Source organism: Acinetobacter sp. Ac8 (genome assembly GCF_055392545.1).
This window is the reverse complement of record NZ_AP043689.1, coordinates 2,596,316-2,620,928: the sequence shown is the minus strand read 5'-3', so window position 1 is coordinate 2,620,928 and position 24,613 is coordinate 2,596,316. Positions and strand designations below refer to the sequence as shown.

27 protein-coding genes are annotated in these 24,613 nt (G+C 36.5%); 11 read left to right on the top strand and 16 right to left on the bottom strand.

The window, feature by feature from the left end:
* Nucleotides 1–186: 186 nt before the first annotated feature.
* Together ACZ5QH_RS12420 and ACZ5QH_RS12415 are read right to left on the bottom strand one after the other, a co-directional pair.
* Entirely contained in the window at nt 187–1,677 is a 1,491-nt protein-coding gene (locus tag ACZ5QH_RS12420; RefSeq protein ID WP_303576850.1) for an amidase, read from the bottom strand.
* 22 nt (nt 1,678–1,699) lie between these two features.
* Entirely contained in the window at nt 1,700–3,175 is a 1,476-nt protein-coding gene (locus tag ACZ5QH_RS12415) for a GGDEF domain-containing protein (RefSeq protein ID WP_034615571.1), read from the bottom strand.
* A gap of 253 nt (nt 3,176–3,428) precedes the next feature.
* Between ACZ5QH_RS12415 and ACZ5QH_RS12410 the strand changes: the two genes are divergently transcribed.
* Nucleotides 3,429–3,917, top strand: a complete 489-nt coding sequence (locus tag ACZ5QH_RS12410) for a hypothetical protein (protein ID WP_303576851.1) — start codon at nt 3,429–3,431, stop codon at nt 3,915–3,917.
* Nucleotides 3,918–4,032: 115 nt separating this feature from the next.
* Here the strand turns inward: ACZ5QH_RS12410 and accC are convergent, their stop codons facing one another.
* The 4 genes from accC to ACZ5QH_RS12390 form a co-directional block, all read right to left on the bottom strand.
* Nucleotides 4,033–5,397 carry an acetyl-CoA carboxylase biotin carboxylase subunit gene (gene accC / locus ACZ5QH_RS12405; RefSeq protein ID WP_004719789.1) on the bottom strand — a complete coding sequence of 455 codons (1,365 nt, stop codon included), beginning with the start codon at nt 5,395–5,397 and terminating at the stop codon, nt 4,033–4,035.
* A 16-nt stretch (nt 5,398–5,413) separates the two neighbouring features.
* Nucleotides 5,414–5,833, bottom strand: a complete 420-nt coding sequence (locus ACZ5QH_RS12400) for an acetyl-CoA carboxylase biotin carboxyl carrier protein (protein ID WP_004719790.1) — start codon at nt 5,831–5,833, stop codon at nt 5,414–5,416.
* A 17-nt stretch (nt 5,834–5,850) separates the two neighbouring features.
* Nucleotides 5,851–6,306, bottom strand: coding sequence for a type II 3-dehydroquinate dehydratase (gene aroQ, locus ACZ5QH_RS12395; protein ID WP_004719793.1), 456 nt, complete (start codon nt 6,304–6,306; stop codon nt 5,851–5,853).
* Nucleotides 6,307–6,541: 235 nt separating this feature from the next.
* Nucleotides 6,542–7,858, bottom strand: coding sequence for a Y-family DNA polymerase (locus tag ACZ5QH_RS12390; protein ID WP_303576852.1), 1,317 nt, complete (start codon nt 7,856–7,858; stop codon nt 6,542–6,544).
* A gap of 351 nt (nt 7,859–8,209) precedes the next feature.
* Between ACZ5QH_RS12390 and ACZ5QH_RS12385 the strand changes: the two genes are divergently transcribed.
* Nucleotides 8,210–8,428, top strand: a complete 219-nt coding sequence (locus ACZ5QH_RS12385) for a hypothetical protein (protein WP_303576853.1) — start codon at nt 8,210–8,212, stop codon at nt 8,426–8,428.
* Between the two features lie 132 nt (nt 8,429–8,560).
* On the opposite strand, the gene ACZ5QH_RS12380 is transcribed toward ACZ5QH_RS12385, so the two are convergent.
* Nucleotides 8,561–9,763 carry a winged helix-turn-helix domain-containing protein gene (locus ACZ5QH_RS12380; RefSeq protein ID WP_303576854.1) on the bottom strand — a complete coding sequence of 401 codons (1,203 nt, stop codon included), beginning with the start codon at nt 9,761–9,763 and terminating at the stop codon, nt 8,561–8,563.
* Between the two features lie 107 nt (nt 9,764–9,870).
* Nucleotides 9,871–10,410 (bottom strand): LexA family protein, encoded by a 540-nt coding sequence (locus ACZ5QH_RS12375; protein ID WP_303576855.1) that lies wholly within the window; start codon nt 10,408–10,410, stop codon nt 9,871–9,873.
* Between the two features lie 137 nt (nt 10,411–10,547).
* Between ACZ5QH_RS12375 and ACZ5QH_RS12370 the strand changes: the two genes are divergently transcribed.
* From ACZ5QH_RS12370 to hpaR, 3 genes are all read left to right on the top strand, one after another.
* Nucleotides 10,548–10,886: an immunity protein Imm33 domain-containing protein gene (locus ACZ5QH_RS12370; protein WP_034615602.1), complete on the top strand. Its 339-nt coding sequence runs from the start codon at nt 10,548–10,550 to the stop codon at nt 10,884–10,886.
* A 19-nt stretch (nt 10,887–10,905) separates the two neighbouring features.
* Nucleotides 10,906–11,286 (top strand): hypothetical protein, encoded by a 381-nt coding sequence (locus ACZ5QH_RS12365; protein ID WP_303576856.1) that lies wholly within the window; start codon nt 10,906–10,908, stop codon nt 11,284–11,286.
* 700 nt (nt 11,287–11,986) lie between these two features.
* Nucleotides 11,987–12,418 carry a homoprotocatechuate degradation operon regulator HpaR gene (gene hpaR / locus ACZ5QH_RS12360; RefSeq protein WP_004821962.1) on the top strand — a complete coding sequence of 144 codons (432 nt, stop codon included), beginning with the start codon at nt 11,987–11,989 and terminating at the stop codon, nt 12,416–12,418.
* 137 nt (nt 12,419–12,555) lie between these two features.
* Here hpaR and dsbG read toward each other — a convergent pair whose 3' ends face one another.
* The 5 genes from dsbG to ACZ5QH_RS12335 form a co-directional block, all read right to left on the bottom strand.
* Nucleotides 12,556–13,305 (bottom strand): thiol:disulfide interchange protein DsbG, encoded by a 750-nt coding sequence (gene dsbG, locus ACZ5QH_RS12355; protein ID WP_303576857.1) that lies wholly within the window; start codon nt 13,303–13,305, stop codon nt 12,556–12,558.
* A gap of 57 nt (nt 13,306–13,362) precedes the next feature.
* Complete coding sequence (locus ACZ5QH_RS12350; RefSeq protein WP_303576858.1) at nt 13,363–14,193, bottom strand: TlpA disulfide reductase family protein; 831 nt, start codon at nt 14,191–14,193, stop codon at nt 13,363–13,365.
* A gap of 11 nt (nt 14,194–14,204) precedes the next feature.
* Complete coding sequence (gene dsbD, locus ACZ5QH_RS12345) at nt 14,205–16,238, bottom strand: protein-disulfide reductase DsbD (protein WP_303576859.1); 2,034 nt, start codon at nt 16,236–16,238, stop codon at nt 14,205–14,207.
* A gap of 68 nt (nt 16,239–16,306) precedes the next feature.
* Nucleotides 16,307–16,762, bottom strand: a complete 456-nt coding sequence (locus ACZ5QH_RS12340; protein ID WP_303576860.1) for a hypothetical protein — start codon at nt 16,760–16,762, stop codon at nt 16,307–16,309.
* A 26-nt stretch (nt 16,763–16,788) separates the two neighbouring features.
* On the bottom strand, nt 16,789–17,031 hold the full coding sequence (locus ACZ5QH_RS12335) for a DUF7660 family protein (RefSeq protein WP_303576861.1): 243 nt from the start codon (nt 17,029–17,031) through the stop codon (nt 16,789–16,791).
* A 205-nt stretch (nt 17,032–17,236) separates the two neighbouring features.
* Between ACZ5QH_RS12335 and pepN the strand changes: the two genes are divergently transcribed.
* A complete protein-coding gene (gene pepN, locus ACZ5QH_RS12330; protein ID WP_303576862.1) occupies nt 17,237–19,846 on the top strand; it encodes an aminopeptidase N in 2,610 nt (869 codons plus the stop codon).
* Between the two features lie 115 nt (nt 19,847–19,961).
* Here the strand turns inward: pepN and xseB are convergent, their stop codons facing one another.
* Nucleotides 19,962–20,156, bottom strand: coding sequence for an exodeoxyribonuclease VII small subunit (gene xseB / locus ACZ5QH_RS12325; RefSeq protein WP_034615548.1), 195 nt, complete (start codon nt 20,154–20,156; stop codon nt 19,962–19,964).
* Nucleotides 20,149–21,411: an exodeoxyribonuclease VII large subunit gene (gene xseA / locus ACZ5QH_RS12320; protein ID WP_303576863.1), complete on the bottom strand. Its 1,263-nt coding sequence runs from the start codon at nt 21,409–21,411 to the stop codon at nt 20,149–20,151. Before xseA ends, xseB begins: the two co-directional genes overlap by 8 nt.
* 88 nt (nt 21,412–21,499) lie before the next feature.
* Here xseA and ACZ5QH_RS12315 point away from each other — a divergent pair, with 88 nt between their 5' ends.
* The gene (locus ACZ5QH_RS12315) at nt 21,500–21,826 is read left to right on the top strand and encodes a hypothetical protein (RefSeq protein ID WP_303576864.1); all 327 of its coding nucleotides are present in this window, start codon (nt 21,500–21,502) and stop codon (nt 21,824–21,826) included.
* A 143-nt stretch (nt 21,827–21,969) separates the two neighbouring features.
* Nucleotides 21,970–22,308, top strand: a complete 339-nt coding sequence (locus ACZ5QH_RS12310) for a hypothetical protein (protein WP_314335744.1) — start codon at nt 21,970–21,972, stop codon at nt 22,306–22,308.
* An 86-nt stretch (nt 22,309–22,394) separates the two neighbouring features.
* Here ACZ5QH_RS12310 and ACZ5QH_RS12305 read toward each other — a convergent pair whose 3' ends face one another.
* Entirely contained in the window at nt 22,395–22,865 is a 471-nt protein-coding gene (locus ACZ5QH_RS12305; protein WP_303576866.1) for a DoxX family protein, read from the bottom strand.
* Nucleotides 22,866–23,075: 210 nt separating this feature from the next.
* Here ACZ5QH_RS12305 and ACZ5QH_RS12300 point away from each other — a divergent pair, with 210 nt between their 5' ends.
* From ACZ5QH_RS12300 to ACZ5QH_RS12290, 3 genes are all read left to right on the top strand, one after another.
* Nucleotides 23,076–23,201: a hypothetical protein gene (locus tag ACZ5QH_RS12300; RefSeq protein WP_004821939.1), complete on the top strand. Its 126-nt coding sequence runs from the start codon at nt 23,076–23,078 to the stop codon at nt 23,199–23,201.
* Between the two features lie 108 nt (nt 23,202–23,309).
* Nucleotides 23,310–23,687, top strand: coding sequence for a hypothetical protein (locus tag ACZ5QH_RS12295; protein WP_303576867.1), 378 nt, complete (start codon nt 23,310–23,312; stop codon nt 23,685–23,687).
* Nucleotides 23,688–24,121: 434 nt separating this feature from the next.
* Nucleotides 24,122–24,502: an MliC family protein gene (locus ACZ5QH_RS12290; RefSeq protein ID WP_303576868.1), complete on the top strand. Its 381-nt coding sequence runs from the start codon at nt 24,122–24,124 to the stop codon at nt 24,500–24,502.
* Nucleotides 24,503–24,613: the final 111 nt, after the last annotated feature.

The following is a 24,613-nucleotide window of genomic DNA, read 5'->3' as shown; positions in this document are numbered from 1 at the left end:
CTATATAGATGATTAAAGTAGCGAATTAAGAATAGTCTTATGAAAGCAAACTTTATAACTTATGGAAATTATACTCTTCTATAAAAATGAATATGTATGATTGAAAAGCTTGCAATGCCACGCTATTCTCAAAAAATATTCACACCAGTACCAGATGTCTAATGTGAATATTTAAGCTGATAAAATTTATATCGCAATACCTTTATATTTAGCTGCCCAAGGTTGTACTTGTTCTAATTGTGCTGCCAGTTGTAATAACACATCCTCACGTCCAAAAGGTGCAATAAATTGTGAACCTAAGGGCAGATTATCTTTATTCCAATATAAAGGTACTGACATGGCAGGTAAGCCCGTGATATTGGCCAATTGGGTAAATGGAACCCATTGCAAATTATTTTTAATCATTTGCTCAACCAGCTTACCTTTTGCCAGTAAGTGGGCTTGATCGACTTTGAGCAGGGCTTTTAAAATCGGAACCTGCCAAGATGGTGTTTTTACCTCACCATTTTTAGGTGCAACTGAGGCTGTAGACGGAATCAGAAATAAGTCATAACGCTCAAAGAAATGGTTCATTTTTGCAACATAAACACCCCAGTTATTGAGGTTGTTAATATAGTCCACAGCAGAAGCTTTGGCACCAAATGCTGCAATTGCCAAAGTATCTAATTCAAAATCCTGATCTGTTGCACCAAATCGCTGTTTGACTTGATTGACTGTATAAGCGCATTGACTAAACCATGTGGTAATAAAGTCTTTGGCAAGCGCCATACCGTCAATCTGAGGGGTTGCTTCTTCAACAATATGTCCTAAAGATTCTAAAAGTTTGGCGGTTTTTTGAATGGCTTGTACTGCATCTTTTGAAACTTTGGTTCCAATTGGGGAAACAGTGGAAAAGCCAATTCGCAAACGTTTTGGGGCTTTTTCAATGATGTCTAAATAGCGTTCAGTTGGACTTTGGATATTGAAAAGCGCCGTGCGATCTGAGCCTTGAGTAGCATCTAACATTGCGGCACTGTCACGGACTGATTTGCACAATACATGTTGCATCGCAGCCCCATGCATTGCTTCACTGATTTCAGGTCCCCAAGGTGTACGTCCACGACTTGGCTTTAAACCAAATAGGCCACAATACGAGGCTGGAATCCGAATAGAACCGCCTCCATCACTCGCACCTGCAATTGGTACGATACCTGCTGCCACGCCAGAAGCAGAACCTCCAGAAGAACCACCACTATTGTGTTTTAAATTCCACGGATTTTTGCAACTGCCCCAAGCCTCAGGTTCAGTGATACCTTTAATGCCAAACTCTGGCGAATTGGTTAAACCAAAAGTAACCACGCCCGATTTTACCCAGCGATTGACGATTTCTGAGTTTTCTTTGGCAATATATTTAGCATTTTTAAATGTTTTAGAACCAAATGAAGTTGCGACACCTGCATATTCTTGGTGTAGATCTTTGAGCAAAAACGGTACACCTGAAAAGGGGCCATTTGCATAGTTTTGGGTATTTTTTAATGCCTGTTCATAAATCGGAATAACGATCGCATTAATTTTAGGATTTACCTGTTCAGCACGTTGAATTGCGATTTCTAATAATTCATGTGCTTGTACTTCTTTGTTTTGAACAAGCTGTGCTAAACCGATACCATCATATTGAATATATTCTGAAAATTTCATAGCTTTCCCTTGCTGTTTTGAGTTATTGGGCAAATATCTTTTGGTTTTGTTCGATCGTGGTTTCTAGACAAAGTTGATTTCTACCTTTTTCCTTGGCTAAATACAAAGCATCATCAGCCCGTTTAATCAGCTGTTGAAAAGGTATGCAATAGGGTAAAGTCTGATAACTTAAGCCAATACTGACGCTGATATTTAAGCTACGCTGATCATCTAAATGAATCGGGGTATTAAAAACGCTATTACAAATTCTTTGTGCAATGGCAACACTTTGTTCTAAAGATAGATCTTTTAATAATATAGCAAACTCTTCGCCACCTAAGCGACCAAATAGATCATTCGCACGAATTTGTGCTTTGACTTGATGGGTAAACTCTTGCAAAACATAATCGCCAATCACATGGCCATATTGATCATTAATTTTCTTAAAATGATCTAAATCTAAAACCAAAATCGTAACACTGTGTGCTTGTTGCTTTTCAACATCCTCAGCAATGGTACGTTCACTTTCTTCATAGAAATAACGACGATTGAGTGTGGTGGTGAGACCATCATGATTGGCTAAGTATAAGATTTGGTGATAAAGTTTTTGGCGATTTAAACTGATAATAGCAAGGGTTAAAGGCCCTAAAGCCAACATCATTAAACCGATGCGTACAGACAAAGTAGTGCCCAAATAGGCATCTGGAGATTGAGCGATATAATATGCAGTCAATGCATTATAGAGCAGCATACACACGATACAGTTAATGATAGAGACAAAGAATAAATTATAGCTTAGTGCAGCCCAGACCAGTGCTGCAATGGGGAACATGATTGCACCTGGTCCCAGAAAAAAATGAGTCAGAATGACCGATAAAATCACGCCCAACAGCGGAAGAAATTTTTCGTATTGAAAAGGCTGTTGTTTAAATTGTTGGATATGGCTTTGAATGGTTTTTTTATCTGGGATTGCCAATATAATCGGTAAAAAGGCAATGACATTGAGGATTTCACCCGTCCACCACATGCCAAAATCAATCCAGATTCTATCCATAACCATAAAGGTATTTGGTAAATAAGGGACTGTTAAACTTGCAACGATTGGTGAGGCTAAACAACCACCAAAGGCACTGATTGCAAATAAGTATAAAAATGTTAGGCCTTTATTATATTGTTTATAATCCAGTTTAAAAAAACGAATCAGTCCTAATGTGACCAAGGCGTGAGCTAGATTGGCCAGAGTCAGAAAGAAGGTGATTAAAAATGAATTGCCAGTAAGCAGATCTGCGAGCATAAAGGCGGTAAATGCGCCAATCCATCCCCCTATATTTTTTAAGCGATGAAACCTTAAAAAAAGTCCAAGTAAAACAGCATTTGCGGGCCAAAAAATGGCAAGAAAGGATAAGGGTCTACCAAATATTCCAGCCAATGCGCAGACAAAAATAATCATTGCAATAATAAAAAATGCAGAGATGTTGTCTTTAAGCGTTTGACTTAAATATGCGATAGCTCGAGGCAATTTTCTAACCTATTCTAAAGAGGGATTAATCTCTAAGCCAATATTTTATCTGGCTCTGCTAAGGTATTAATAAGTAATCATATCTATTTATATCGATAAATCAATAGTTTTAGTTACCTTAATTCGGGCTCGTCACAAAAATGTTTTTGCCTAGACTAAACAAGAAAGATTGTTCATATATGGTTAATTTTACATGTTTTATTCTAAATCTATGCTAATTTATGTCTGATGAAATATTACATACAGACTTGGTATGAAAAAAACAGCACTTATAATTTCTTTATTGCTTAGCCTTTCACCTTTTGCGAGAGCTGAAACAGTTCAACCTCAAGCAACCAATCCTGCGACTGTGGCTGCAACCAATACCACAAGCACAATTCGTATAAATACTCGCCCTGAAATTTTAGGCTTATGGGGCATGGAAATTCCAGAAAATAAGAAATGTACAGAATATTATAATTTCCGCGGTTCCAATGAAGTGGTGGTGAATAGTGCCAAAGAGTGGTCAATCGGTCTGTTTGATTATCAGCCTTCACCCGATAATACGCTGGAAAAGCCACCCGCATTAATCATGCAAATTCGCTATGAAAATAATGAAACTGATTGTTCGGGGCGTAAAGAAGATCAGTCGGGTGAAGTTACCCAATATTTTGTGAAGTGGATTAATAAGAACACTTTGAATTTTTGTATTTCTGACAAAGGCGATCAGTGCTTTGCTACTTTACGCAGAGTCTTGCCTTAAGTTGATTTAAAGCATCAATGCTTGGCTAAATAATCAAGCATTTGCTTTAAAATAAAAAACCTCTGATTTTACAGAGGTTTTTTATTGGATTTTTTACTGGATTAGAGGATGCATATTAAGCATCTTTTTCATGTCCTTGAACTTGTTTTAACAAGTGTTTTTCAAGGTAGTGAATATCCATTGCTTGTGAACAGAAGTTTTTGTCTTCAAGGATCAGATCTTTATGTAATGGAATATTGGTTTTAATTCCAGTCAAGATCATCTCATCCAAGGCTTGTTTCATACGGGCAATCGCAGTTTCACGATCTTTACCATAAGAAATCAACTTTGCGATCATTGAGTCATAATACGGAGGAATGCTATACCCTTGATAGATATGAGAATCTAAACGGATACCTGCACCGCCTGGCGCATAGAATGATTCAATTTTACCTGGTGATGGTAAGAAGGTCGACGGATCTTCTGCATTGATACGGCATTCAATCGCATGACCTTCGATTTTAATATCTTCTTGTTGAAGATTTAAACCTAGACCCGCAGCGATACGTAATTGCTGTTCAATAATATCTACACCAGTCACTTGTTCAGTCACAGGATGCTCAACTTGAACACGGGTATTCATCTCGATAAAGAAGAATTCACCATCTTCAAATAAGAACTCAAAAGTACCAGCACCACGGTATTGCATCAACTTACATGCATTGACACAGGCTTCAAGAATATGCGCGCGGGCTTCTTCTGGTAAACCTGGTGCAGGTGCTTCTTCAAGCACTTTTTGATGGCGACGTTGTAAAGAGCAGTCACGGTCATATAAATGAATCGCTTGACCATTACCATCTGCTAAAACTTGTACTTCAACATGACGTGGTTTTTGCAGGAAACGTTCCATATAAACCGTATCATCACCGAACCACATTTCAGCATCACGTTGTGCAGCTTGAACCGATTCAAGTAATGTATCGACACGTTCAACAATACGCATTCCGCGACCACCACCGCCTGAAGCAGCTTTTACAATCAGCGGGAAACCAATTTCTTTGGCTTCAGCCAATGCATTGTTGGGTGTCACTGCATGTGCTGAACCAGGAACTGTTGGTACACCTGCTTTACGCATCGCCGTAATTGCAGAAACTTTATTTCCCATTAGACGAATATGTTCAGGACGCGGTCCAATGAAAATAAAGCCTGAGTTTTCTACAATTTCTGCAAATTCAGCATTTTCAGATAAGAAACCATAACCGGGATGGATGGCATCTGCGCCGGTAATTTCTGCTGCGGTAATAATGGCAGGAATGTTTAAATAGCTTTCGCTACTTGCACCTGGACCTATACATACTGCTTCATCACAAAAACGTAAATGCATCAAATCTTTATCAGCATCTGAATAAATGCCGACAGTTTTGATTCCTAAAGTTTTGCAAGCTCGAGTGATGCGTAACGCAATCTCACCTCGGTTTGCAATTAAAACTTTTTGCAACATATCAACCCCCGAGGTATTACGCGCGGTAGCGGAATAAAGGTTGACCGAACTGGATTACATCACCATTTTTTACTAAAATTTCTTCAACTACACCACTTTGTGTTGCTTCAATCGGGTTCATAATTTTCATTGCTTCGATGATCCCAAGGGTTTCACCTGCAGAAACAGTTTGACCTACATTTACAAAGGGTGCTTCACCAGGACTTGGTGCTGAGTAGAACACACCAACCATTGGAGACGTTTCTACTGCACCACGAGAGGCAGCTTTAACTACAGGCGCTTCAGCGGTTGGGAGGGCAATAGGTGCTACACCAGCAGCAACCACAGGATTACGGCGAGTTAAAGCAATCGATTGATCGCCTTCTTTCACTTCAATTGCTTGAAGATCAGATTCGATCATCAAATCGATGAGCTTTTTAATTTTGCGAATATCCATGGGTTCGTATTCCTAAATTATGATTGGGTTGAAGATTTAAGTTTTTCGATGGCGAAATCAAGTGCAAAAGAATAGCCTTTGGCACCTAAACCACAAATGACGCCAACGGCTTTATCTGATAAATAAGAATGATGTCTAAATGCTTCACGTGCATGAACATTAGAAAGATGTACTTCAATAAATGGAATCGCAACGCCAAGTAGGGCATCACGTATAGCGACTGAGGTATGGGTCAACGCGGCAGGATTAATAATGATAAATTTTATGCCGTCTTGTTGTGCTTGGTGAATACGATCGACCACAGCACCTTCCCAGTTGCTTTGAAAAGTATCTAAACTTATATTGGCTTGACGTGCTTGGAGACTCAATTGTTGGTTAATGTCATCCAATGTGAGGTGACCATAGACCTCAGGTTCGCGCTTTCCTAGCAAGTTTAAGTTTGGTCCGTGAATGACCAAAATGGTCGAACTCATTGAGAGTGCTCCAATTCAAAAGTCGCAAAAAAATTTGCAAGATGTCTGCAAAGTTTGCATATTATGGCATATTTTTCCACAAATACTTTATATTTTCTTTGAATCGTCGCGGAAAGGCAGTGCCTTGTATGGGCTATATAATGTTAATTTTGTCTGTAAATGGCAATGTTAAAATATGACATTTTTAGCAGATGTTTTACAGAGACTTTATTTTAAACTGAGTGACCAAAACTATTCATTTGATTTGTGTAACAGCCATATGACTATCGTCAATAGATAAGATCTCACTACAACGTGTTGTATAGCTTGGAGACCGATTTTGCTGGCGCATTTTCCATGTTTCTTGGTTGGAATGATAACCCACTTGTATACAGTCTGAGCCAAAGCGTTGTTTCATACTTGAGAGCGTATCCATAAGTTGATCACGTTGCTGAATAAAGTCTACAGGATGCCATAAGTCATTGATGTGCTGGCTTTTGCTATGCAGTGCTGAGAACATCACAGCAACTTTTACATACTTTAAATTTTCTTTAAATAAAACATCAATTTGCTGTAATGCTGACTTGGTTAAAATCATCAAATCGTCTGTTGCATACATCAAGCCAATGACACTGCTTTGTGCCTTTTTATAGGGCACCTGTGCAACTTTTTCATATAAGGAAACATGCACAACAGCACACAGCTGTCGTTGCTTGCTCAGTCGTTGATGCGCACGATTGACATGGAAAATAATGGCTTGTTTGATAATCTCAACATTGTTTAGAGCAGATGCAAAACTGCGTGAGGAAAGGATGCGTTTGGAGGGAACGTCTGCATCGTCCAATGCAATGCAGGATTGACCTTTTAGCTCACGAATGGTGCGTCCAATGACCACTGAAAACTCGCGTGCAAGGTAATGTTCATTGGCAAAAGTTAAGTCATAGCAATTATAAATATTATAAGCTTGTAAGCGTTTGCTGGTTTTACGTCCAACGCACCAGACTTCTGCAACACTGGTTTCAAGCAGTAGGCCTTCAAAACTGCATAAATCTAAATCAGTCAGGTCACAAACGCTATCAAAGCCTCTACGTTTCTTGGCAAAATTGTTGGCAAGCTTGGCTTGGGTTTTACTATAGCCGATACCAATGCAACAGGGCAGACCAAGCCATTTTTGGATGGTTTTGATGAGTTTTCTACAGTAATCCTGTAGATCGAATAAGTCTTGGTAAGAGCTGAGATTGATAAAACATTCATCAATAGAGTAGGCTTCCAAATCCTCATCTTTAAAAAAAATCTTTAAAATTTTAAAAAAACGATCTGAAAAATCACCATATAAAGCATAGTTACTTGAAAAGGCGAGTACCCCAGCTTTTTTAGCTTGTTGTTCAACTTCATGCCAAGGGATTGCCATATCTATGTTTAACGCCTTGGCTTCATTGCTTCGTGAAACGACACAACCATCATTATTGCTTAAGACGACAACTGGCTTATTATTTAAACTGGGGTTAAATACGCGTTCGCAACTGACATAACAATTGTTAATGTCGATCAAAGCAAAAATTTGTTCGCTCATGGGCTGTTTTGAAAAAGTTACAAATTCAAGTGAAATATTAAAAGATGTTTAAAATAAATTCAAATCAAATCTAGTGTGGATTTGTTCATCCTTTGGGCTGGATGACTAAATCGTCGGTGTGGTGAGATGCAAAACTGACTAAGCACTGTTGAGCTTCGTAGTGGTTTAAGTAATTTAGGTAAAAAGAGCAAATAGAGAAGTGGTTCTTTTAAAAGGTATATCTTAAATTGCAACTTACAATGTCGAAAAATGAAACATCTCAATCCTTGTATAGAAAACTGAGAGGGCTAAATTAACAGTTGTCGTCGATTTGTACGGCATATCCCAATATTGAAAAGGATGGATATGAAAATGGCTAATCAACAACATAGTTCTCAACAGAATCAACAACACAATCAGCAACAAAACCAGCAGAATGACCAACAAGGTCAACCCAACCAATCTAATCAGCAGCAGAAGCAACACAGTCAGCAAGATCAACAATCAAATCAACAAAATCAGCAAAAGCAACAATCCAACCAACAGGCTCAACAAAATCAGCAAAGCCAACACAAGCCTCAGCAAAAATAGGGCTTTGAACTCATCTTAATCGTAGCTTCTAAATGACAAAACGCCTCAACTGAGGCGTTTTGTCATTCTAGCTATTTTGAATTTTAAGCTTCTTCATTTTTAAGTGTCTTGATTTTAAGCTTACGTTGTCGATTACTTAAATCGTTTATTGCTTTCATCAAGAATTTTATGAAGACCTTCATTTATATTTATACATTGATTAAATTGGGCAAAATGGTGTATTTCAGTGTTTAGTGCGCTAAAGAAATGCGCTGGGTCTGCAATAGTATGATTAAGATGCTGGGGTTCAAGATGTAGACTGATGACTTCAAATTGATTTTTTGCCCGATGTGCTTTGCAATCTATACGTCCGACAATTTGATCCCCATATAAAATAGGTAAACAAAAATAACCAAATACACGTTTAGGTGGTGTCACATAACATTCCAAACGATAATCAAATTTAAACAGGGTATTTAAACGTTCACGATGTATTACCAGATTGTCAAAAGGAGAGAGAATTTTGACTTTTAACTCAATATTGGGGATCTGTTCTAAGGCATCGGTTTGGATATAAAGATTTTGACTCTCTTTGTCACTATTGCCTAATTGAGCTAAAGTGGTGATCATACCTGCATCTAATTGTTCATTGACGATGTCACGCATTGCCTCACGAATCTTTTGCCCAACTTTTAAATGCAACAATTGCTTCCATGCAAACACCCCATGTGCACGGAGTGTGGTATTGAACAAGTAGCGGGCATATTCCTCTAGTGTAGGAACACTCAGATCAAGATGACTTGGGATACAATATTCGGTCAGTTGATAGACTTTTTCCATACCATTACGTTCAGAAATCATCAAATCGCCTTGCATAAACAATTGCTCAATAGAACGACGCGCTAAACTTGAGTTCCACCAGCCCCCCGAATTTTGCTTATTGCCTTGTTCAATGTTGCGTAATCGAATACTGCCTTCAGCTTTCGCCCGGGCTAGAATCTCATTCATAAAAGCTTGATCACCGCGATTAAAATAACGATGCTCACCATTTCTAATCGATGTCATATGAGGAAGTGCATAGCGATAATCTTGCATTGGTAAATAAGATGCTGCATGAAACCAATATTCAAAAATATGCTGCTGTTTGACTAGTTGATTTAAATGGCTTTGCTGATAGTCTGGAACACGGCTCCATAAAATATGGTGGTGGGCACGTTCTACTACAGAAATTGTATCAATCTGAACATAGCCAAGATGTTCAATCGCATGGCGTGTTCCAGATAATCCTGTACCAAAGGAAGCAGGTGAAATTAGGCCTTGATGAGAGAGTGCCAGACGTCTTAATGATTCAATCATAACAATTATTTTTTTAACCTATTTTTAGTGAGTCTTGGTTACTAGGTGGGTATCACAAATGAAGCTTGAAGATGAGTAGCACAAACAAAGGCTATGATGTTCAATGATCATTTTAATTTTTTAAGAATACAAGTAACAACACCCCAAATCATAATTTGTTCTTCACTGTGTGGATGAATATCTGGAAAATCAGGATTTTCTGCTTTAAGCCAAATATCATAAATTCCTGTAGATACTTTAACTTGCATAAAGCGTTTGACTGTAAATTCATTGTTGATTAATGCCAAAACAACATCGCCGTGTTCAGCCTCTAGGCTACGGTCAATTAAAATTTCATCTCCAATTTCAATACCTGCATTTTTCATTGATAAGGAGTTAACTTTTAACATAAAGGTTGCAATAGGGTTATGAATTAAGTGTTCATTTAAATCAATTTTTTTTTCAGTATAGTCTTGAGCGGGTGATGGAAAACCTGCTGCAACGGTTTCCAAAGGATAGGGAATACAGATGTTGCTACGAAATTCAATTGTACGTAAATCTTGCTTTGAGATAGGCTCGATAACAGAAATAAGAGAATTGATTGTCTTAAAATTTTCTCTTACAGAGCGATCATTTAACTTCGATGGCGGAGTCAAATTTGGCGGCATCACGATTCACCTTGAAAATGTAACACAATCAAGTTTAACAAAATAAACGCGTGATGCAAGATTCTTTTGGTGAATTGATTGTGATTGTCAAACTGTCGGCTTACAATTTGACAAAATCCAATCGTTCGGAAATGTACATGTTGCAAGATTTTGTAGAAGAACAGAAATTAGTGTGTGAAGAATTTGACTCTCGATATATCAAAGTCAATGAAACGGATCTCGTGGCTATCGCTAAGCAAACCTTAAGTAAAGAACCGATCGTGGGTTTACGTAAACAGCCTGATGCTGAAAATGTGTCATGGTTTATTTATGGTGGTGAGTTGGAAGAGGGTGAAGATTTTTTTGATGTAATCAGTGTAAAAGAGCTTGAAGAGGTTTTTCCTGATGCGATCCCTTATCTGGCTTTGGAACAAGGCTTTAGATTTATGATAGATGCTGATGAATACGAAGATGTATGGAAAGCAGATATTCTATAAATAAAAGGTTTGCTCAAGCATGATCTATAGATTTATTTTGACCCTCTGCAGTATTGTTCTGAGTAGTGGATTGAGCACGCAAAGTTTTGCTGAACCATCCACGCAAAAACTCACTCAAGAACAGTATGATCAACGTATTCAAACCTATACTGATCAAGTCAATGCAACTAAACATATCTTGGATGAAGCGCATAGCACGATCACTGCGATTGAGCAGCATCAAGCATTTTGTTCACGTTTAGATGCTTATCAAGCAATTGCTAGGATTTCGAAAGAAAATTTAGAACTTGATACAGCCAATATGATGTTGGTGATCGCCAATAATTTTTTAGATCGACAAAAGCAAAGTATTGAGCAGTCAGGAATGACGCTTGAGCGATTTTGTTCGATTAAGAAATAAACAAAATGTCATTTAAGCCTTATTTTAGTCAGAAAATGATATTTAATTGGCTGAAAATGATAAGTTGTTTTTAAAAAAATGATCAATAATAGACGCATTAAAGCAGTACAAGATTTGATTTTCCCTGGTCTGTATTTTGTGTGGCTTTAAGCGTCAATCGTATGATTGACGCACCCTAAACTCGCTTAATTGCGAGTTTTTTAATGCATTTTTTTATGGATTTTATTTACCTGAATATCGGAAAAAGACAGCAAGACGATTAAAAAGAAAATAACCACTCAAAAAAGAAACAGAAAAATCAACCAGCATTCGCTTTTGCGCAGAATTTTAAAAAGAATAGCAGGGTAATTCAAGATCGTGGATAAAGCCAAACAGGCTGAAGCACTTGAACAAAAGTTGAAAATTTTGCTATATACTACAATCATATAAATAAAGTGAGTCATTCATTTTATTGATGATTTTTTTATGATATGCACTAGCATTACCGCAATATTTTTATTTTGGGTAGATGTTGTTACTGTGAGATTGTTCGCATGAGCAGCATAAATTTTTATTATCATTTTGTCGTCAAGAAAATATGGATTTGTATGAATTTACTGATCAGTCAAATCGTGAGGTTGTTGCTGTATATGTATTGAAGAAATTCTTTAATTAATCAAGTGATTAATCTATCTGTTAATTTTTTATTTAAAGGATTTTTATGAAACCGATTCGCGTATCGCCATCTCTGACTTTAGCTTTGTTACAAGCGCGAGAAGCTACAATGATGCATTTTAGACCGATTTTAAATGAAATGGGTTTGACTGAGCAGCAATGGCGTGTGATTTCTGTACTTTATCAATATGATGAACTTGAAAATAACCACTTGGCTGATTTGGCATGTATTTTAAGACCCAGTTTAACGGGGATTTTAAATCGTATGCTTGATCAAAATCTGATTAAGAAACGAAAAGATCTACATGATCAACGGGTGAGTTTGATTCAGCTGAGCGATGAAGGTAAAAGATACTTTGAGACGCAAGCGGTGAAAATGGAAGAAAGCTATACAGATATTCAAACACAATATGGTGCAGAGAAAATCCAGCAGCTTATGGAATTGTTAAACGATCTCTCTAAAATAAAACCACGATAAATTTTAAATTATCAGATTTCAAGTGAAACAATGGTTTAAGAGTTAAAATAAAACTGCATGTCACTCAATTCATTTTAAATATGCAAAACACCCTAATCAAAAATGAGTGGGTTTTAATCACTCATTTTTATCACTGTTTAATCAAATAACTTTTTAATGTCTTTCGGTGCGCCTTGCTGGCTTTGAATTTCACCTTTTGCATCTTTCCATACCATTGCAGGAGTAGCATAAAAACCGTATTTATCCATCAGTTTGGTATTTTCATCTAACTTTTCAGATAACGGCTTAGGAATGCTTTTCATTTCCACCAGTTTATTCTTACCGTTGCTTAAATTGTATTGTTTAAAAATTTCTGCAGGATTGGCATTGTTTAAAATCGTTGCGGCTTGTCCTTTGCTGCTTGGGCGAATGACCCCAACCATAATATGACGTAATTGAACTTTTCCTGAATCTACAAAGGGACGTGCTTGTTGCCAGAAGGTATGGCAGTAGGGGCAGTTTGGGTCATTAAACACATAAACGACTTTTGGCGCATTGCGATCGCCGTCTTGAATCCAAGTTGATTTTTCTAGGCTTTTCCAAATTTCATCTAATACGGCACCTTTAACATGGGTGTTAATCGCTTCTTCGGTTAAATTTTTTCCTGAAGCATTAAATAGGTCACCGACGATATAGTGCTTTTGATCTTTTGAAATAAAGATAGTCGATGGATATTCATCTTTATAGCCCGTCCAACCTTCTAAACCCTCGGGTGCATCTATTTGCTTAACAAAGTTATAACCTTCTTTTTCCAATTTATTTTTAAGGAAATTTGCATCAGCAGCAAACAAAGAGCCACTTAATACCAAACCAAGCGAATAAATACCGAGTGTTTTTAAATCAATCATCAAGATGACTCCTAAGGTTAAAAGCAATAATTCTTTAATCAATGCCAATGAAATAGATTATTCCGAAACTATCCTTTGAACTTTTTGGTGAAGTGCAGCATGGGTAAGTTCCCCCATATGTGTATCGATTAATTTACCTTGTGCATTAAAAAATAAGGTGCTGGGTAAGCCAAACATTCCCATTTTTTGTGCCGTTACGCCGTCAAAGTCCAGTAAAGTCCAATGCAAATTAAGTTTGTGTTGTTGCAAATACGTTTGCACCGTTTTGGCATCTTCATTTTGATTAATAAAGACAAATTGCACATTGGCATATCGTTGTTGAGCATCATTTAACACTGGCATTTCACGTCTGCAAGGCGGACACCAACTGGCCCAAAGATTAATTACGGTGGGTTTGCCGAGGAACTGCGTCAGCTCAACATGCTCTTGTTGAAGATTGACTAAATTGACTTGAGGAAATTGTTGGTATTGCAATTGTACCTGTTGATAGAAATATTGACCTGAAATGAAAAACAGGGCAAAAGCTGCAAAGCATAGTGCAATAAAGCTTTTCTTTAGAGATCGATTTTTCCAAATCATCCATAGCCCAGCACAAGCAATTCCTACATAAAGATGAAAACCTTTATCTTGAATCTTCAATATTTCAATTGGATGCTCTAAATAAACATCTAAATTGAGTAAGACAAAGCCAAGTCGTGCAGATAACAAGCCGACCAAGAATGCAGACCAAATCGAGTCTTTAAACGCAGCCCATTGTAAATTTGAAATGCTAAAATATTGAAAGCTAAACTTTCCAATTACGACACTCATCAGTATCGCAAGCATGAGGATGGTTAATCCCCATGGCAACATAATCGGTCCTAAATGAATTGCTTGTGCAGTGATCATGGAGAGTGTGCTTAACGTCCTGTGTGTATTTTTTCAGTTTGATGAATAAGTTGTGGCGCTGAGAAGGTACCTGTAAAACGCAATTCACGGATTTCTTCTGCATTGCTATTTAAAAACAGCATGGTTGGCGGACCTAAAATTTCACGTTGTTTTAAAATGATGTCTTGTGAGGCGTTGTATTCCGTTAAGTCTAATTGGATGAGGGTGAAGTTTTTCAATGCCTCTTGTACATCGGTACGTGGGAATACCTCTTTTTCAATCGGTTGACACGCCACACACCAGTCCGCATAGACATCAATAATGATGGGTTTGCCTTGCTGTTTAGCACTGATCAAAGCCTGTTCTAATTGTTCAGCGGTGGTCACTTTATTCCAAACTAAATGTTCTGTTTGGCTATGTTGAATTTGATAAGCAGAATAACTTTGTTGAATATTCCAAAAACCAGCCATTAAACTGGCTATTGCGATAATGGCAAGAATAACTTTATTAACCGTTTTTTCACTGTCACGTAGAGCAATAAAGAGATAGATTGCCAATGCAATACACAGCAAGGCAAAAATTGCAGCATAGACAGTCGAAGGCAGCATAGGGCGAATAAAGTACAATGCAACCATCAGCATAATAAAGCCAAAACTGACTTTAATCCGATCCATCCATTTACCTGGTTTTGGTAATAATTTAGAACCAAATACACTAGCGATAAATAAAGGTAAACCGATACCTAGACCGAGAATAAATAAGTACAAACCACCTAATACAGCACTTTGAGTTTGTGAAACAAATAATAATGCGCCAGCAAGTGGGGCACTCATACAAGGGCCAACAATAAGTGCTGATAATGCACCCATAACTACAGCACCGAGCACTGTCCCAGCTTTTTGATTATTTTGCAGATGACTTAATTTATTGGTGATGAATTGCGGTAAGTTTAATTGATATAAACCAAATAAATTTAAAGCTAATACAACAAATAAAACTGCAAACAATGAAACGATCCAAGGGCTTTGGAACCAACGTTGAAAGCTATAACCAATTTCAGCAACCACAATCCCCATAATGGCGTAAACCACGGCCATACTCACTACAAAACACAAGGCAATCACAACAGCTTTATAACCTTTCGCGCGCTGAATGATGATGCCAGAGAGAATTGGAATAAGTGGCAGCGAACAGGGTAAAAACGCCAGTAAAATACCTAAACCGAAAAACACCAATAAATTTAGAAACAGAGAATCTTTAGACAATAGTTTAAAGAATGATTGATCATCATTCCATTGTAATGACGATGTATTGTTTTTAGTGCCCGTATTGCTGTTTAAATCAGCAGAATTTTCCGTATCTGTAATTGCATTGCTACTTGCAACAGAAGCATTGGGGTCGATTAGATTTACAGTGTTATCTGCTTTATTGACAGTTTTTTGTCCAAGCTGAATAGTTTGGTCATCCAATACTTTGTTTGGAACTGGTTTTTCAACAGTTGAATTGGCTTTAGTTTCAGCGTTTTCTTTGAGCTTTTTATCTTGAGCTGGGACAGTATCAGGCTGATTGAGTAATGTGCTATTTGAATTATTATTATTGAATAGGTGCTTAGACGATGTATTGCTTTGTGGTAATAAGCCATCTGCATCAGTTGCAATAGTTTTCCTTTGTAATGGATAACATAAGCCATCCGCAGAACAACCCTGATACATCACTAAATATTGTGAATTTGGTTTGACCTGAATCTGTGTAGTCACATTTTCATAATGAACTTCTGTTTTCCCAAAGGTTGGATCATCTTTGATATGACCTTTTGGGAGGCTTAAAGGTACAGCTTTATTGTTGACTGTTACTTTAAATTGATCATGATAAAGGTAATAGTGAGGTGCAACTGTCCATTTCAATTGTGCTTTATTTTCTGAAATTGATTCAGCAGAGAATTGAAAAGCTTGATCTGGGGGGAGAAACTCAGGATTTGCGTGGCTGATGGTACTTAGACTCAACAAAGTAAAACCACATACACTGAGCAAGGTTCGCAACTTCATAATTCCATATCTTTGTTTCATTTACAGCCATTATCCATAATTTCAGATAAAGAAGGCATTATTCTAAGTTTTTCTTTGTAAAAATACCGTTAAAAACATTCAACCCCATTTTGCTTAAGTTTTTGAAAAATTAGTTCATCATCCGGATAGAGTCTGTCGAATTGGGTCATTTTCTTGGTTTTTTTGCTGGTGTAATTGACATTGTAAAGCACAGCACCTTGATAAACGATTTCATAACTTCCAGTTTCTTTCTGATTGATTATTTCTTTATAGAAATCGTGAAATTCACTTGGTCTACCTTGTGCTGTATCAACAGCATCATAGTGGGTAAACTTTAACGAGATTTTTTTCATATAAGGATAATATTGAACTGTTTTAACCTTTGGAAATTCTTCCTCAGAAATAAGCAGAAGGTTCGGGTTTGTTGACAATTTGTCTACGTTGTTTTGACTTTCTTTAAAGCAAAAAAATGGGGTAGTTTGCTTTGCATAAACAGGCAAAGGGAGAAGACTCATTATAGTTATAAATAGCCTAAGCGATTTCATATATTTTCCTCAAAGTTTTCTTGTTATTATTCATAGATTTTTCCAGCCATTAAAATATCTGCAAAAATTTTCCATGGCATGTGCTCTGGTTGTGGCTGTTGGGTATTTGCATAAAAACCCTCCATATCTTCCACCCAACTGTGCATTGCTGCTAAAAAGCTTTGCAAATCTTTATTTTCCCATTGTTGAATATTTTCAAGATGATCTTGTTTGAGATTATCTAAAAATGTTAAAAAATCTTGTTTGCTTTTTATTGCATTAATTTTCATAAGCATCATTTCTAATTTACAGGATAAATTGTTGTATAAATATAGGCCATCTCGCACGTTTTTTGCATTCCAACAATTGAAATTAATTTCAACTAGACCCATATAGAAATTAATCAACAGTACAGAACAGACACTTTGTGAAATTTGATTGATGATCAAGCTCACGATAACAAGTCGAAGCTCAACAATAGGATTAGGACATCATATGAATATCGCGGCAAACCCAGTAGTTGAAGCAGATCAAACTATATATCTAAAAGATTATCAAAAACCTTCATATGTTGTAGATTCAATCAATCTCGATATCCAAGTTTATGATGACCATACCAATGTAAATAGCAAATTAGTCATGAAACGCCAAGCAGCAGGAGATATGGTATTGCTTGGACGCGATCTTGAGCTTAAATCAATTTTTATTAATGGTAAGAAACTTACTGAAAGTGAGTATAAGCTTGATTCTGAGCAATTGGTGATTGCCAATGCACCAGATGAAGCCATCGTTGAAACATCTGTGGTCATTCATCCTGAAACCAATACACAACTCGAAGGATTATATCTTGCGGGGAGTGATTTATTTGTCACTCAAAATGAGCCAGAAGGTTTCCGTAAAATTACGTTCTATCCTGACCGTCCAGATGTCTTATCTGTGTTTACCACTCGTGTAGAAGCCGATAACAAATATCCTGTACTTTTGGCAAATGGTAACTTGATTGAAGCGGGTAAAACTGGTGAAGAGCGCCATTATACCATTTGGGAAGATCCAACCAAAAAACCAGCTTATTTATTTGCCTGTGTGATTGGTGATTTAGCGGTTTTAAAAGACCGTTATACCACTTCAGAAGGTCGTGATGTGGCTTTAGAAATCTATGCAGAAGAAAAAGATATCCCAAAATGTCATATTGCGATGGAAGCGTTAAAGCATTCTATGCGTTGGGATGAAGAACATTATGGACGTGCATACGATCTAGACAATTATATGATTGTGGCAACCAGTCAGTTCAATATGGGTGCAATGGAAAATAAAGGTTTAAATATTTTCAATACATCATGTGTGCTTGCTGATGAAGAATATACCACTGATGCCGCAATCATGCGTGTACAGTCTGTAATTGCTCATGAATATTTCCATAACTGGACAGGTAACCGTATTACTTGCCGTGATTGGTTCCAATTGTGTTTAAAAGAAGGCTTAACAGTTTTCCGTGATCAGTCTTTTTCAGAAGATTTACAATCGGCTGCAGTACAACGTATTGACGATGTTGCTGTGCTTAAAGCGCATCAATTCCCAGAAGATGCAGGTCCATTATCGCATCCGCCACGTCCAGATCATTTTGTAGAAATCAACAATTTCTATACCGCGACAGTGTATGAGAAAGGTGCGGAAATTAACCGCATGATGTCAACTTTATTGGGCAAGGAAAAATTCCGTAAGGGTACCGATGAATATTTTCAACGTCATGATGGTCAAGCGGTCACTGTTGAAGATTGGGTTGCTGCCTTAACTGCGGGTTCAGGTGTCGATTTATCTGCATTTTTAATCTGGTATAACCAACCAGGAACGCCAAAGCTTGAAGCGAAAGGTGAATATGATGCGAGTACTCAAACTTATCGTTTAAGCTTTAAACAAAGTTTAAAACCCCATCCTAAATATCCAAACTTAAAAGCTGTACCTATTCCTGTGGCTTTAGCATTGTTTAATGCAGAAACAGGTGAGCAGTACACCCTGCATTCTGAGGCTTTATTTGAGAATGGGGTAAAAGATGGGGTGTATTTGTTTGATCAAACAGAAGCAAGTATTGAATTTACAGGTGTGACCGAAAAGCCTGTAGCATCTTTATTACGTAATTTCTCAGCACCGGTAAATCTTGAATTTAACTATTCAGATGAAGAACTTGCCTTCTTATTACAATATGAAACCAATGGTTTTAACCAGTGGCAAGCCACACAGACTTTGCTTGAGCGTATTTTGCTTAATGGTCATGATGCTCAAATTTATGTAGATGCAATTAAACAGACCTTACCAAATGTAATTGAAAAAGATCCGCTATTGGCGTCACGCTTATTTGATGTACCAAGTGAAGGTTATTTGGGTAGTCGCATTGATCAAGATTATAATCCTTTGATTGTAAATGAAGCACGTGAAGCCTTGTTGAATCAATTGGCTAAAGTCTTGGGTGACTTTGTTAAAGAAACATATGTATCACTTGATCCAGATTCACAAAATGAATTTTCACAAGCAATGGGTGTTCGTGCTCTGAAAAATATCATGTTGAGTTTTATGGCGCGTCAGGGGGATACCGCAGTATTTGATTTGGCTTATGCACAGTATGAAAATTCTGTGAATATGTCTGAGCGACTTGGCGCACTTAAAGTATTGGTATGGAATGATGCTCCACAAGCAAAAGCAGCCTTAGCGGACTTCTATAAGCGCTTTAAGGATGAAGCATTGTCATTAGATCAATGGTTTATGATTCAAGCAGCGCATCCAAAAGCAACGGCTGAAACGCTTCAGTATTTAACGTCACATGCTGATTATGATTTAGGTACACCTAACCGTATTCGTTCAGTGAGTGGTGGTTTAAATGCCAATCCTGTCAATGCATGGAGTTTTGGTGTTCAGCATTTTGTAGATTTGGCGAAGTATTTGGATGAGAAGAATCCAATTGTTGGCTCTCGTTTACTCCAAGTCCTTACACGCTGGTATACATTAGCTGAACCACAACGAAGTGAAGTAAAAGCCGCACTTGAAGGATTAAAATCTCAAGTGAAATCAAAAAATGTCAGTGAAACCTTAAATAGTATGTTAAGTGTTTAATTACTAATAATTTTTTGATTTAATTATATTTGTAGTGCTATTTCTCTTATTGTTATAGGAGAAATAGCATGTTTAGAAGTTATAAAGTTATTGAACATTTAGATTGATTATCTGTCTATTCTTTAAAAGTCTCATTTAGAGCCTGTTGCACCGCATCTACACGTGACTTACAGGCTTTATATGCAGACATGGATTCTTCAACAATCTTCATCAAATTATCAATATCAGGTTCTTCTTGAGATTCTAATAATTCTGCATTTTTCTTTAAAACGTCATAACCTTCTTTAAACGTTAAATCTTGTTTAGCCATTGCATAATACCTGTGTCACATTTGCGTTGATCGTACCATCCAATAACTCTACTTGGATGTGATCAGTTGAAATTTGTTGAATAGAACGAATGGCTTTACCATCACTACGAACAATAGCATAACCTTTGGCCATGACATGACGTGGATTTTGCAAAAGCGTTTCACGCATGAGTGATTCAACTTGATTGGATGCCAATTTAATCAGTTGCTGTGCCAAATACTGAACAGTACCTTTCATCAAATCTAAGCTTTTATTTGCTTCATTGATCTGCCCTTGAGAAAGCGTTTTAATGACTTTGATGTACTGATCATTCTGGCTTTGATAAGCTGTGATTTGATGCTGAGATAACAGTTTAATCTTATGTAGAGAATCTAGCACGTCTTGGGTGCGCTCTACGATTAGATTTCGAATACCTCCAATCACTTTACTCGGTGTATCAAAAGAACGGTTCGCCACTTCATCTAAAATGGTTCTATCTTTTTCATGGCCTATACCTACCCAGATTGGAACAGAGCGTTTGCAGAGTAGCGCAGCGAGATTGTAGTCATTGAGATAGGCCAGATCATTGACTGCACCTCCACCACGAATAATCACAATAAGATCTGGTGGTGTACTGAGGTCTTTCGCCCATTGTCGTAATGCATTTGCTAAAGCTTCAGAAATACTTGTAGCCGCAGTGTTCCCCTGAAACGTTGCCGTATGATAGACAAAATGACAAACGCCAGCTTGATCGAGAGCGTCTGCATCTTTCTTAAAGTCACCCAAGCCAGCAGCATTTTCAGGAGCAATGACGAGCACATTTTGAATATCAAATGGGGCAGGGAGTAATTTATTTTTATTGAGTAAACCTTCGCTGGTCAGTCTTTCTAAAATTTGTTGATAACGCCGTGCGATATCACCTAGGGTATAACTTGAATCTATTGCTTCAATATTGACTGAAAAACCATATTGGGGACTAAATACAGCTTTCACTTTAATCAGTACATTGAGATCGCGAGAGAGTTCAACACCACTTTCACGTTCAAATTTTAATACCATTTTGGCAGCAGAGAATTTCCAGATTGTTGCCTTACAACTGGCAATGACTTTATCTGAATCTTCCTCCTTTTCTGCAAGTTCTAAATAGTAATGGCCGCCCTTGATACTTAGATTTCTAATCTCAGCTTTTACCCATATTGGTTCATCAAAAGTTACACGTATAACTTCTTGAACTGTTGCAAGGTATTCACTTAAGGAAAGTTGTAAGTCAGACATACAAAGGTAATTACGGTAAATTTATCTAAAATAGTATATAACATGGTGGCTCAAGGCGGTGAAGATATATTGATCTTATACATCGGATATGGCATATTTTTATGATGTAGACGGGCGTTATCGACATCTACTTAAACCAAATTATTTTTTAGCCTTTAAAGTAAAAACACAAGTGAAATCATTAATATTTATTAGCTTTTTTTTCTTAGTATCTTGTACCAGTTATGATTTAGAAAGTAATCATGCGCATTGTATGGGATATGGAGCAGATGTCAGTAACATTACATCAACAATGAGTGATTATGATCGCTTTAGATATCAGAGTCAGAATGGGATGAGTATGCTTAACAGCAATACACTCTCACCGAAGATGCAAACCGATTGTTATAAAGTTGACCCGAAACAAACCAAATAACTGAAAGGCTCATCAATGGATGGGCTTTAATTTTATGTAAGCTAAATTTCTTTTATAGAGCATTCAAAAAATTATAAATTATGAAAAAAATCTTTTTTTTATTTCTTTTATGGATATCACAGCTTTGTTATGCAGATCCAATAATGCCAATTTTTGATAAAAAATTAAATATAGAGAGATTCAAAGAATATTTTGATCGTGATCATACGCGGTATCCTGGAAATGATAAATTAATCGCAGAACGAGAAACAGATTTAGATCAACCTAAATATAAAGTGATTGTTACTAGAATAATATTTGGTAGAGAATATGAGCTTCAAAATTATATCAAAATGATTGGTTATCACGACTGCGAAGCTAGAAAAATTTTCTTGTATGCAGGATATTATGATTACAATGCAGATCTTACTAAAACTTATAGAACTGTGACTAAATTTCCACAGGGTAGTCAGTTGATTGAAGATGCTTGTTTAGATGAATAAACTTTAAAATTTCATTTAAAGAGAAATTCTCATACATCATAATCAACTGATATATTATTTTAATAACCCACTTCCCCAAAAAGTGGTTATTTTCTAAAAGTATTTTTTGAAAAAAGTTTATCTAGCGTGAAAGAATCTGGCTTGTTTGTAAAAATAAAAAGTAAAATGAAAATATAAAGCAAATCATGGGTATAGAAAAACCAGCTTATCCAAGTGATCAAATTAAGACCCGGCGGGATTGTATAAATGCCAACTGTTACAAGTGCTACAAAGCAAATAAAGATCAATATAAGGCTGGTTAACTGAGTAAATAACCCTATGGTTAGCAATAGCCCGAGTACAAATTCAAATAAAGAAACAATGATAGCCGTCACTTCTGGAAAAGGTATACCTGCCGAAACAATCGTTTCCAACATGATTTGTTGATTTTTCTCTACAAATAATTTGTTATAACCCGTTGTTAGGAAAAATAAACCGATCGAAATTCTGGCTAATATTAAGGCGAAGTGACTAAATTTTGGCGAATTAAATGGATTTTTAAAGAGAAAACCAAACATGTGTCTATGATTCTGAAAATTAAAAAATATCTTAATAATCTGAGTAGATTTTTTAAATGTAAGCATTGTTGGTGAGTGTATATAATTTGTCATCTATACTGATTTAAAACTTTGCTAAGGCTGTGGGAAATGTTACGTAAGTTTCACAAAATACACATCAAGAAGTCCATACTTTGATATGGTGTATTTTTAAGCAAAACTGAGCGAAGTATGAAAATATTTTCAATTTTAAGTTTAGCTATGTTGATCGGCTTAACAGCGTGTCAAAAAAGAGATACAGATACACAAAAGCAAGATCAAACAACAACGCCACATTCAGTCGATAAGGACAGTTAATCCAACGCCCACTGATACAGTGGGCTCATTGATATAGCATAAGATTCCTAGATTTTTTTTTAAACAATGCTGTATAATTTTTAGACTTGAGAAAGCTATAGAGCAATTATGAATCTAAAATACTTTATAAAAAATTTATTAGCCTTATTTATTGGGTTATGTGCGTTGGCTGGAATAGTAAAAGTTATCTTTCTATACAGCAGTAATTTATATGAGCAAGCGCTAACTGTTCTTGTGGTAATGATCATGATTCTTGGATTGATGATCGTTGGTTATCTTAATGCTGTTACTGCAATAGGCAGTAAAATCAAACAACCCTTTTATTTACATTTAATTTTAGTGGCTTTTCTTTTTGTAACCGATTTAGCTTTTGGTAGTTCAAGCATTACTGAAGTTATTTTGAGAAATTTGGGATATTTTGCTGTATTACAATTAGGGGTTTACCTTTATATGAAACGAAGTGCTCCGAAATTATTGCTGAATTAATATTTTAATAAAATAATGAATAAATTAGCCTCTTAATGGGGGTTTTACGCTATAGAAAAGTGGGGGAATTATTAATTTTAAAGCAAGTTTTATTTGGATTTTTATATCTAATTCAAGTGATTTTTGGGCTTTCTCTATAAGAAATCATTCTGTAGGCATAAGCTAAGATAGCCGAGTAATTTTCTTTAATGATATACAACCGTATCGTCCTAATCTGCAATGACTGTACTTATCTAGGCTTAATACATCCTATTCATTGATCAAAGAATAAAACTAAATATTTAAATTAAAACAAAATTCAAGCTTAAAATGTATAAGGTTCTAAGAGATTGTTATAATTTGTGTAGGCAACAAGTAGTTATTCGCAATAAGTGGTTGGATTGCTCTAAAGCGCTATGTTAGAACTTAACTTCCATATTAATTCGAGATTAAACATGAAAAAATTATTATTAATTTCATCTTTTTTAGCTGTTGTTTTTGTTGCTGGGTGTAGTGCAAAAGACAAAGATAAAGCGACATCTCCTGATAATGAGGTAAGTAGTAGTGCCGTTGCTGTTGATACAAATGAGTCAGCTGAAAAAACGGTAAAATATGAAACCGCTGATAAGAAACAATTTATACTTAAGACCAGTGATAATTTTGTTACAGCGACATTAACGGATAGCGATGGAAATAACTATTCATTGAAAGAAGTACCTGCTGGAAGCGGTATGCGTTTAGAAGGTGACAATGGTGTTTCAATTCATTCTAAAGGCGATGAAGGAACCATTGAACTTGCTAAAGATAAATCTTTTACAGTGAAAGAAGTTAAATAGAATTGTGACGTAAATAGCCCCACCATTTGGTGGGGTTTTTTATTCGTAGTTCATCAATCAAAAAATGATCGTATTGAGTGAATCATTATTGGTATTGAAAGTTCTTGCTCC